Genomic DNA, 6,909 nt, shown 5'->3' with positions numbered 1-6,909 from the left:
CACCACACGCCCTGACACGCTGTTTGGTGCCACCTACATGGTGCTCGCGCCTGAGCATCGTCTGGTGGATGAACTCGTCAGCGAAGAGCAGATCACCGCCGTCGAAGAGTATCGTGAGAAAGCAGGTCGCAAGAGCGACATGGAACGCACCGAACTCGCCAAGGATAAGTCCGGCGTGTTCACCGGCGCGTATGCCATCAATCCCGTCAACAATGAGCAGATCCCCATCTGGATCGCCGACTACGTACTCATGGGCTACGGCACCGGCGCCATCATGGCCGTGCCTGCGCATGATGCGCGTGACTTTGAGTTCGCGCAGATGTTTGAACTGCCGGTCAAGCAGGTGGTTCAGCCTCCCGAAGGCAAAGACTGGCAGGGCTTCACCGATCATGGCACCGCTGTGAACTCGGGTTTCCTCGATGGTCTTTCCACCCCTGAGGCCAAACACAAGATCGCCGCCTGGCTCGAAGAAAAAGGCCTTGGCAAAGGCACGGTGAACTTCAAGCTGCGCGACTGGCTCTTCAGCCGCCAGCGTTACTGGGGCGAGCCCTTCCCAATCGTGTGGGAAGACGGCAGTCACCGCAGCATTCCTGAAAGTGAACTGCCGCTGCTGCCGCCGACGTTGGAAGACTTCAAGCCCACGGGCACGCCCGAGCCTCCTCTTTCCAAAGCCACCGACTGGGTGCGCTACTCCGCCACGGCCACGCGCGAACTCAACACCATGCCGCAGTGGGCGGGCTCCTGCTGGTACTACCTGCGCTACTGCGATGCGCAGAACAGCGAACGCTTTGTCGGCGAAGCTGCGGAGAAGTACTGGATGGGCGGCGGCAAACCCGGCGGCGTGGATCTCTACGTCGGCGGCACCGAGCACGCTGTGCTCCATCTGCTGTATGCGCGCTTCTGGCACAAGGTGCTGTTTGATCTCGGCTACGTCAGCACACCAGAGCCTTTCCAGCGTCTGGTGAACCAAGGCCTCATCCTCGGCGAAGACGGCCAGAAGATGTCGAAGTCACGCGGCAACGTGGTGAACCCCGATGACGTCGTGAAAGAATACGGCGCGGATTCGCTGCGCCTGTATGAGATGTTCATGGGCCCGCTGGAGCAGGTGAAACCCTGGAGCATGAAGGGCGTTGAGGGCGTGTACCGCTTCCTCGCCCGCGTGTGGCGTCTCGTCATGGAAGTCAGTGAAGAAGGCGTGTGGAGCGTGTCTCCCGCACTGCAAGATGTGCCTGCCAACAAGCAGGTCACCAAAGCCCTTCATGAGACCATCAAGAAATGCGGTGAGGACATTGAAAAGCTCAGCTTCAACACCGCCATCAGCCAGATGATGATCTGCACCAAGACCTTCACGGCCGAGGAAGTGATGCCCGCCTCCGCTGTCGTCACCTTCCTCAAGGTGCTCAGCCCCTTCGCCCCGCACATCGCGGATGATCTGAATGCACGTATCGCCAGCAAGTTCCCCGCGCTGGCCGTGGACGGTCTGCTCAGCGATGCCACCTGGCCGAAGTACGATCCCGCCGCCCTCATCGAGGACGAGGTGGAGATCGTCTTCCAGGTCAATGGCAAGCTGCGCGACAAAGCCCGCCTGCCGATTCAGGCCACCAAGGAGGAGATCGAAAAGGTCGCCCTCGCCAGCGCCCGCGTGCAGGAATTCATGGAGGGCAAGACGCCGAAGAAGATCATCGTGGTGCCGGGCAAGCTGGTGAACATCGTGGTGTGAGCCACGCTGTTCAGCGGCAGCCGGGCCTGCTCACTTCTTCAGCTTTGGCTCGCCGACGCCCAGCGCCTTGAGCTCTGTGCGTACGGCGTCCAAATCCTCAGGCGAGACGAAGAGCATGGCGTAAGCGCCGTTTTCACGAACGATGAAAGCTGGCTGGCGGCCCAGTTTGTTTTCAGTGTTGAGCTGGGTCTCCATCTCCTTTTCGTCAATGAAAGCCCGCCAGGAGTAGCCGCCCTTAAACTTGATCTTGCTGGAATGGATGGTGCGCCACTGGTTCTGTGCGCTGTCATACTCAAAGTAAACCAGCTGCTGGCCCTTCTTCCACATCTCCTCGTTATAAGCCACGGCGGCCTGACCTGACATCCATTTGGAAAAGAGCTTCTCGCGCTCCTTGCCTTTCGACGACTCGACTTTGGACGGATAGGACACCCGCAATTCGTCTTTGGCCTGTGCCGGAATCAAGGCGACTAGAGCGAGAGAAAAGGCAATCCAGACAGAGTGTGCAGTCGCTTTCATGACTTTAAAGTGTGTGAGCCATTCAGTCCGGCACGCTTACTTCTTCAGCCTCGGCTCACCAATGCCAAGTTTCGTGAGCTCCGCGCGCACAGCTACCAAGTCTCCGGGTGAGACAAACAGCATGCTAAAGGCGCCGCTGACGTTGCGTGAGATGAAGGCAGGCTGGAGGCCGGCCTTGATCTCGTTGTTGAGTTTTTCCTCCATGGCGGCTTCGTTGGTGAAGGACCAGCGGGAGAACGGGCCGCTCAGCTTGAGCTTGCTCACAAAAATGCCGCGCGATTGCCCGGTGGCGTTGTTGTACTCAAAGAAGACGATCTGCTCGCCCTTGGCCCGCTTCTCCTCGATAAAAGTGCGGAGGGACTCACTCGTCATCCAGGGGGAGAAGAGCTTCTCGCGCTCCTTGCCCTTCGAGGCTTCGACTTTGGAAGGGTAGGACAGACGCACCGTTTCGTCTTTGGCCTGCGCTGGGAGCATGGCGAACAGACCGAGAGAAAAAACAATCCAAACAAAGGGGGTAGTCGTTTTCATGAGATTAACGTCATAGGTTAAAATGCTGAGGTGTGTCAAGCATCATGCGTACACTTTTTTCTAGGTGCGTCGTCATTCTTCGCTGCTTCCTATGGCGGCATGCGGAAAAGTTCGCCAAAAACTCCTCGCTGTGCTGGGCAAGAGGGCAAGATCGTGGTTCGAGCCTGAGCCCATTGCAGAGGATGATGCGAGCCGCCTAGCTTGGCCTTGAGGAAGCGAATGAACTCCACTTCTTATGCGTCAATACAGCCTCCACAAAGAGAACCTACCTTAAAAGTTAAGATGGGTGGTAAAAAAGATGAGCCTTTGCTGCCGAGTGCTGTCTTACTCAGAGTGAATGAACTGCCTGCACTTTCCCCATGTAACCGCATCAGGTGCAAAGACATCTTTACAGGTTAACCCATTGGCCGTGAGTTGCTTGCACTCATTCCTGTTCTAGGTTTGGCATTGGAAGAGCAGGGCAGGCGGACTTCGAATCTGGCCTAAATAAAATAAATCAATCCACACTCAAATAAAGCTCGTTCCTTAGGTAGCTATAATTACCATAAAGTGTCACTATTGCCCCCTCTTTCATGTTGATAGCCATTCTACATTACTCAAAACCACCCGTCATTGGTGGCGTGGAACGCGTCATTGGCGAGCAGGCCGCCGCGCTGCGCCTGCTGGGACATGAGGTGGAAGTCCTAACCCGGGAGGAATGGCACATGGCGCCCTGGGACGCTGTCATCGTCCACAACGTCTTCACCATGCCCTTCGATCTCGCCTGGACGAAGAAGCTCATCGCACTCACACGCTCCCGTCCCGACATCCGCTGGATCAACTGGGTGCATGACGTGCGCTGGTGGGACCAGGTGCCGGAGGCCGTGCATGTGGCGGTTTCCGAGTTCCGCCGGCAGGACTATGCGCATGTGACGCAGGAGGCGATTCACGTCATTCCTAATGGCTGTGACTCCGCTGCCGTCCTGGGACTCACCGAACGTGTGCGCGACCTGAAACTCGAGCACGCAGGGCTGGTGCTCCTGCAGCCCACGCGCTTCGTGCGGCGGAAGAACATTGAGCTCGGCCTGCGGCTGCTCGCGGAGCTGCCCGAGGCCTTGTACCTCGTCACGGCAGCCCCTGATCCGCATCAGTCTGATGGAGCGAAGTACTTCCGTGAATTGAAGCAGCTGGCCAAAGAACTCGGCGTGACCAAACGCGTGCGCTTTCTCGGTGAAAAATCAGCATTGACCGACAACGATGTACGCAGCCTCTACCACATGGCGGATCTGTTGTTTTTACCCAGCACGCAGGAAGGCTACGGACTACCTCTGATCGAAGGCGCGCTGCATGGTGTGCCGGTGTACTGCTCCTGCATTCCAGCGCACCGTGAGGTGGCGGTGGGAGCCACTTTTTTCAAGCTCACAGCCTCCACCAAGGTCCTCGCACGCAAGATCAAAAAAGACACCGCCGTCCAGATGCGGCAGTCGCAGCGGCAGATGATGGCGCGGCTCGCCTGGTCACGAATTGTACAGGAGATGCTAGAGCCGTTGCTTTCTGGTCGAAAGGCTCCATGAGTGCCTTTGATGAGTCAATATTCCCACAAAGCCGAGATCGAAGCCGTGCTGGCTGCACGACATCAAAATGTGTTCGCATTCCTCGGGGCGCATGAGGCCGGGGCAGGGAAGCAGGTGGTCCGCACCGTGCAGCCCTACGCCAAGGAAGTGGCAGTCATTGTTGGCAATGAACGCGTGGTGGCTGAGAAGCTGCACAAGGACGGCTACTTTGAAGCCATTACTCCCCAAGGCCTCTACGAGCTCGAAGTGACCCCGTTTGAAGGTGCGGCCACCCGTCTCAGCGATCCCTACTCCTTTGGCCTGCAGCTCGGAGACCAGGACATGTACTTTTTCCGTGAAGGCACCCATCAGCGCCTGTGGGAAGTGCTGGGCGCACGACTGAAGACGGTGCACGGCATCGCTGGCTGCCAGTTTGCCGTATGGGCCCCGAATGCCCAGCGTGTCTCCGTGGTGGGAGACTGGAACCGCTGGGATGGCCGCATGAACGTGATGCGCAACCGCATCGAAGCCGGTATCTGGGAGATTTTCATCCCCGGCATCAGCGAGCTGACACATTACAAGTTTGAGGTGGTGGACGCTCACGGCCACATGTGCCTGAAGAGCGATCCCTACGCGGTCTTTGCCCAGCATGGCACGCTGACCTCCAGCCTCGTCTTCAACATGGAGCGCTACAGCTGGTCCGACAATGAGTGGATGCAGAAACGCGCGAAGTGCGACCTTTATCACTCTCCCATGAGCGCCTACGAGGTTCACCTCGGATCTTGGAAGCGCAAAGAAAGCGAGGGCAACCGCTGGCTGTCCTACAAGGAGCTGGCGGATGACCTCATCCCGTATGTCAAAAACCTTGGCTTCACGCACATCGAGATCATGGGTATCGCCGAGCATCCCTTTGACGGCTCGTGGGGCTATCAGGTCACCGGCTACTTCGCGCCAACCAGCCGCTTTGGAAATCCCGACGAGTTTCGCGAATTCATTGACCGCTGCCATCAGGCCGGCATCGGCGTCATCCTCGACTGGGTGCCTGGACACTTTCCGAAGGACTCCCACGGCCTCGCCAAGTTCGACGGCACCGCGTTGTATGAACATGCCGACCCACGCCTCGGCGAGCACCAGGACTGGGGCACCCTCATCTTCAATTACGGCCGCCATGAGGTGAAGAACTTCCTCATCTCCAACGCCCTCTACTGGCTGGAGCAGTTCCATATCGACGGCTTGCGCGTAGACGCCGTGGCATCAATGCTTTACCTCGACTATTCACGCAACGCAGGTGAGTGGATTCCGAACCATCTCGGCGGCCGCGAGAACCTGGAGGCCATCGCCTTCATGCGCGAGCTGAACTCCGTCTGCTACGCCAAGCACCCCGGCGCCACCATCATCGCCGAAGAAAGCACCGCGTGGCCCGGCGTCTCCAAGCCCGTGAGCACCGGCGGTCTCGGTTTCGGCTTCAAATGGAACATGGGCTGGATGAACGACAGCCTGCACTACATGGCCGAGGATCCCGTGCACCGGAAGTACCACCACGGCGAGGCCACCTTCGCCATGATCTATGCCTTTGATGAGAACTTCATTCTCGTGCTAAGCCACGATGAAGTCGTCCACGGCAAAGGCTCCCTCATCAACAAGATGCCCGGCGATCGCTGGCAGAAGTTCGCCAACCTCCGCATGTTCTTCTCCTGGATGTGGACCTTCCCCGGCAAAAAGCTCCTCTTCATGGGCGGTGAATTCGGCCAGTGGAATGAGTGGCGGCATGACAGCAGCCTCGACTGGCATCTCTTCCTGGGAGAGGAGCACAGTGGCCTGCAAAAGCTCGTCAAAGACCTCAACCACCTCTACACCACCCGTCCTGCACTTTACGCCAAGGACCACGAGCCCGGCGGCTTCCACTGGCTGGACGCCAACGATGCCGACAACAGCATCTTCGCCTTCACACGCTCCTCGAACGATGGCGATAAAGTAACCGTCCTCGTCAATGCCACCCCAGTGACCCGCCCAGGCTACCGTGTTGGCGTTTCCGATGCCGGCAGCTACCGCGAACTCCTCAACAGCGACGCCCCGAACTACGCCGGCTCCGGCGTCAGCGCCGGTGCAGGTTTCCAGGCCCAGCCGACTCCTTGGCAGGGTCAGCCTTGGAGCATCGTTGTTGATCTGCCGCCCCTCGCGACGCTGGTGCTGGGGAGGTGATGTTCACTGCGGAGCTGCGATTGTTGCAAAGAGGAGCGATGTTTGGCGCGTTGGTGTCGTCCCATGAAATTGCTTACCCTCGCTTCCTCTCTCCTCCTCGCCGTTGCTCTCAGCGCGGCTGACGCTCCCAAGTCTGTTTACGATGTCCCCCTCAAAGACATCGACGGCAAAGACACCTCCTTGAAGGCCTATCAGGGCAAGGTGCTGCTGATCGTGAACGTCGCCTCGAAGTGCGGCAAGACCCCGCAGTATGCGCAGCTCGAACAGCTCAATCAGGAGTTCAAGAAGGACGGCCTGGCCGTGCTCGGCTTTCCCTGCAATGACTTCGGTGGTCAGGAGCCCGGCACCAATGCCGAGATCAAGGAGTTCTGCTCCCTGAAGTACAAGGTGACCTTCCCGATGTTCGACAAA

6 protein-coding genes are annotated in these 6,909 nt (G+C 58.4%); 4 read left to right on the top strand and 2 right to left on the bottom strand.

Going from position 1 to position 6,909, the window contains the following annotated elements:
- On the top strand, positions 1-1,720 hold a 1,720-nt coding region (leuS, locus tag ACIREA_RS23100), incomplete at its 5' end, for a leucine--tRNA ligase (RefSeq protein ID WP_397384705.1).
- Positions 1,721-1,750: 30 nt separating this feature from the next.
- Here leuS and ACIREA_RS23095 read toward each other — a convergent pair.
- Positions 1,751-2,236 carry a hypothetical protein gene (locus tag ACIREA_RS23095; RefSeq protein ID WP_397384704.1) on the bottom strand — a complete coding sequence of 162 codons (486 nt, stop codon included), beginning with the start codon at positions 2,234-2,236 and terminating at the stop codon, positions 1,751-1,753.
- 36 nt (positions 2,237-2,272) lie between these two features.
- Positions 2,273-2,764 (bottom strand): hypothetical protein, encoded by a 492-nt coding sequence (locus ACIREA_RS23090; RefSeq protein ID WP_397384703.1) that lies wholly within the window; start codon positions 2,762-2,764, stop codon positions 2,273-2,275.
- A 572-nt stretch (positions 2,765-3,336) separates the two neighbouring features.
- Here ACIREA_RS23090 and ACIREA_RS23085 point away from each other — a divergent pair.
- The 3 genes from ACIREA_RS23085 to ACIREA_RS23075 all read left to right on the top strand — a co-directional run.
- Positions 3,337-4,317 carry a glycosyltransferase family 4 protein gene (locus ACIREA_RS23085; RefSeq protein WP_397384702.1) on the top strand — a complete coding sequence of 327 codons (981 nt, stop codon included), beginning with the start codon at positions 3,337-3,339 and terminating at the stop codon, positions 4,315-4,317.
- Positions 4,318-4,326: 9 nt separating this feature from the next.
- On the top strand, positions 4,327-6,498 hold the full coding sequence (gene glgB, locus ACIREA_RS23080) for a 1,4-alpha-glucan branching protein GlgB (RefSeq protein WP_397384701.1): 2,172 nt from the start codon (positions 4,327-4,329) through the stop codon (positions 6,496-6,498).
- Positions 6,499-6,561: 63 nt separating this feature from the next.
- On the top strand, positions 6,562-6,909 hold a 348-nt coding region (locus tag ACIREA_RS23075), incomplete at its 3' end, for a glutathione peroxidase (protein ID WP_397384700.1).

Origin of the sequence: Prosthecobacter sp. (assembly GCF_044373815.1) — a bacterium.
In the GTDB taxonomy this organism is placed as follows: Bacteria; Verrucomicrobiota; Verrucomicrobiia; order Verrucomicrobiales; family Verrucomicrobiaceae; genus Prosthecobacter.
Note: the sequence above shows the minus strand (reverse complement) of the source record. Positions and strands in the feature narration are given on the sequence as shown.